We start from the raw sequence: 4,068 nt of genomic DNA, 5'->3' as shown, positions 1-4,068 counted from the left end.
TAGTCCCTTATTAAGAATGTCCAATGGTGCAAACCCTTGCTCAATATACCGTTTAGTAGCTTCTTTTGTTCCATTTACGTCCCCATTTAATACTAGGTCTGCCAATACTTTAAAATCACTCATCACATGCTCCCCCTTATTACAATCTAATTAAACGCAACGTATTCATAAATCCGTTTCGCGCTAAAATTTGTAAAGATTATAAAAATTCTAAATATTTATTTTCTATGACATACTTTGACGAGATAGCGTATCTTTTAAATACCTCTGCTACAAACAATTGATTATTTATATTTCTCTTCAGCTTTTGCCACAATAGCATCTAATTTCGCTAGGATCTCAGGCGATAAAGCTCTACGTGGTCCTTGGGCAATAATTTCTTTAACTTTCTCATTGGCCCGGGCCTTAAAATCCTTTTTGCCATCAGCAGCCCACCTCTCATAACTTGTTCTTATAAAGTTTATAGGTGTCCATCTTTCTCTAAAGTGTTTCATTGTATGTTCTTCACCCAGGAAGTTACCGCTGGGGCCGACATTATGAATAGCGTCTTCTGCTAGCGTTTCGACACTTACCTCGATCCCCTCAACAATGCGGCGAATATAACCAATAGCCTCATCACCGAAGATCAAAGTTTCCAGAGAAGAAGACATCGCTGTTTCTAGATAGCCTAAGAAGAAATTCAGATTTGCTCCGCTGAGTATCCCTGTGTAGAGTTGGACACCAATGTCAAACGCTGCTTGTTGGTCAAATACAGGTGAGTCTGTACTACCAAGGTGTACAGCAAATGGTAAATCCAAATAACGAAAAATATCTGCTGTGGCAGCTGAGCACAAAGAAAATTCCGGATTAGTATGAGTGAATGCCATTGTTTTCATATCGATCATATCTGTAAAACATGTCCCTATAAAAGGACATCCTTCGTTCGTTAATTGAGAAAGTAAAAGACCGACTAGCGTATCTGCAAACCCCATGACTAAATTGCCAGCTAAAGTTACAGGAGCAGAAGCACCTAACATTGGGCCCGCTACGTAAGGTGTCGGCAATCCAAGTTCAAACATGTAAAGCAATTTATCAAGGGATTCTCTGTCATGAGCCAGAGGTGGAGTAGAGTTTGCCCCAAGGATAACAAAAGGCTTCGCCTGAAGTTTATCCATACCGCCAGCAACAGCGGCGCACATTTCAGCCTGAGCTTCGATACCACATCTCTCGAAATTCCATAGCAAAAGGGGTTTTGTGGTGTTTTCCAAAAGAATACGTGTTTCGTAAACGTCGGCTAACTGAGGCATACAATCGGAAATGCATGCCAAGCCACTAACCACCTCTACATTATCCAGTGCATCAATAACTAGGCCAGCTTCTGCTACATCCTGTTTCGTGGTCAGCCTTCTTTCACCGGTATTTACATCAAGCCGATATTGATTTAATAGACCGGCTACAAAATAACTGTTGCCATTGTTAGCACCAAGATGTAATGCGGGATTACCTTCTCTATCGTAAATGGTAATTTGGGAAGGAGCAGTTTTAATTGCTTTTTCCAACAAATACGTAGGAATATTCACCCTGTTTCCATCTACCCGGCATCCGGCATCCTTCAGGAGTTTTCGAGCACCATCATGATGTACATTACAACCTGTTCTTTCTAATACTCTAAATGCAGCTTGGACAATCTCTCTACACTGTCCTTCATTTAAGACTTTGAACTGAACACTTTGTTTTGTCACTGAATTTACTCTAATAGACCTCATTTTTTTCCTCCCTTTTAAGTATTTGAAAGCATGGTAACTTTACAATAGCCTAAAACATTTAGACATCCGAAGTATGACAATTATTTATATTTCTCTTCAGCTTTTGCCATAATGGCATCTAATTTAGCCAGGACTTCGGGAGCCAAGGGTCTGCGGGGTCCTTGAGCAAGAATTTCTTTAACTTTCTCCTTGGCCCGGGTCTTAAAATCCTTTTTACCATCAGCAGCCCACTTCTCATAACTTGTTCTTATAAAGCTTGTAGGTGTCCATCTTTCTCTGAAGTGTTTCATTGTATTTTCTTCACCCAGGAAGTTACCGCTGGGGCCGACATTATGAATAGCGTCTTCTGCTAGCGTTTCGACACTTACCTCGATCCCCTCAACAATGCGGCGAATGTAGCCAATTGCCTCATCACCGAAGATCAAAGTTTCCAGAGAAGAAGACATTGCTGCTTCCAGATAGCCCAAGAAGAAATTCAGATTTGCTCCGCTGAGTATCCCTGTGTAGAGTTGGACACCAATATCAAATGCTGCTTGTTGGTCAAGCACCGGAGAGTCTGTGCTACCAAGATGAACAGCAAATGGCAGGTCTAAGTAACGGAAAATATCAGCCGTAGCAGCTGATCCTAAAGAAAACTCCGGACCGGTATGAGAGAATGCCATAGTCTTCATATCGAACATATCTGTAAAACATGTCCCTATAAAAGGACACCCTTCGTTCGTTAATTGGGAAAGTAAAAGGCCGACTAGCGTATCCGCCAACCCCATCACTAAATTGCCAGCTAAAGTTACAGGAGCAGTACCGCCTAACATAGTGGCAGCAATGTAAGGCGTCGGCATACCAATTTCAAACATATAAAGCAATTTGTCCAATGCGTCTTCCGCATGAGCCAGAGGAGTAGAGGCGGCAGCGCCTAGAATGACAAAAGGCTTGGCTACAAGTTTATCCATACCGCCGACAACCTCAGCACACATTTCAATCTGGGTTTTGATACTTTCTATATCGAAGTTCCATGTCAAAAATGGTTTTGTGGTGTTTTCCAAGAGAATGCGAGCTTCGTAAACGTCGGCTAACTGACGAGTACAATCGGAGATGCATGCTAGGCCACAAGCAACATCTACGTTAGGCAACGCATCAATCACCAAACCAGCATTAGCAACGTCCTGTTTGGTAGTAAGCCTTTTTTCACCGGTATCCGAATCATGTAAATATTGGTTTTCAAGACCGGCTACAAAATAACTGTTGCCATTGTTAGCACTAAGATGTAATGCGGGATTGCCTTCTCTGTCGTAGATGGTAATTTGGGAAGGAGCAGTTTTAATTGCCTTTTCCAATAAATACGTAGGAATATTCACCCTGTTACCATCTACCCAGCATCCGGCATCCTTCAGCAGTTTTCGAGCACCATCATGGTGAACGTTACAACCTGTTCTTTCTAATACTCTAAATGCAGCATGGACAATCTCTCTACACTGTCCTTCATTTAAGACCTTGAACTGAACACTTTGTTTTGTCACAAAATTTGTTTTAATATTACTCACTCTTTTTTCCCCCCTTAAAAATTCCTAGCTATAATTTCACTGAGCTTCCCATCAGCGCTATATGAGATTCTCTTATCCAAATACTTAAGCAATAACCGTGCCAAAATAATAAGCAAAATCAAAAACAGAATGAGGCTACTATAATCACTGGTAATTCATGTAAATTATTACAAACTTGTAATACTACGTTATTTTATAAATTGTAATAGATTATTACATCATCTTAATTTAAACGGCAAAAGCTGATGTTGAATAAATTTATTACATGTAAAACTATATTACATATACATGATCATGGGAGATGCTGCCTTGATTGTGTGATCTACGTCGTGTATATTCAAAATAGCGATCAGAACTACGTGAATTTGGTTGTACTACCTAAGAAATCACTTAGGTGCTTTTGGATAAATAAAAAAAAGACAGAAACGCCCAATTTCGAGCGTATCTATCTATTAATCTGAGTCCTTTGACGTACAAATCAAAATATCGACACTTGTTAGCCATGAATCACGCATGGCTAACAATAAAATAAGTGAGGAGGCTAGTATATGCGAAAGATATTCTTAATTCGACACAGTTTCCCGCTTTTTCCATTCTAGCATAAGTGCTGTATTGATTACACTGACTATCCGCTTTCTGAAACTGGAGAGTAAGAAATGAAGAATGTACAGACCTTTTTATCTAATACAGATATAAGGTTTTGGAAAAGACTTTAGAGCAAAATCATTGGAATATATCTCATACGGCGAAGAAACTGGGTATTCATAGAGAAGCACTTCATT

Annotated in this window: 3 protein-coding genes; 1 reads left to right on the top strand and 2 read right to left on the bottom strand. The window is 40.0% G+C overall.

What is annotated here, in order from left to right:
• Positions 1-284: 284 nt before the first annotated feature.
• Complete coding sequence (locus VN447_RS22815) at positions 285-1,745, bottom strand: trimethylamine methyltransferase family protein (RefSeq protein ID WP_325528679.1); 1,461 nt, start codon at positions 1,743-1,745, stop codon at positions 285-287.
• 80 nt (positions 1,746-1,825) lie between these two features.
• On the bottom strand, positions 1,826-3,286 hold the full coding sequence (locus VN447_RS22810; protein WP_325528677.1) for a trimethylamine methyltransferase family protein: 1,461 nt from the start codon (positions 3,284-3,286) through the stop codon (positions 1,826-1,828).
• Positions 3,287-3,986: 700 nt separating this feature from the next.
• On the opposite strand from VN447_RS22810, the gene VN447_RS23355 reads away from it, so the two are divergent.
• Positions 3,987-4,068 (top strand): helix-turn-helix domain-containing protein (locus VN447_RS23355; protein ID WP_414714939.1); only part of this gene is annotated, 82 nt, incomplete at its 3' end.

The sequence above is a fragment of the Sporomusa sp. genome (assembly GCF_035561155.1).
GTDB lineage: Bacteria > Bacillota > Negativicutes > Sporomusales > Sporomusaceae > Sporomusa.
The sequence above is the reverse complement of the archived record's forward strand: the minus strand, read 5'-3'. Positions and strand labels throughout refer to the sequence as shown.

Bases quoted from the DNA above. Each gene is read 5' to 3' on its own strand.
- VN447_RS22815 (WP_325528679.1), bottom strand. From the start codon at position 1,745: ATGAGGTCTATTAGAGTAAATTCAGTGACAAAACAAAGTGTTCAGTTC.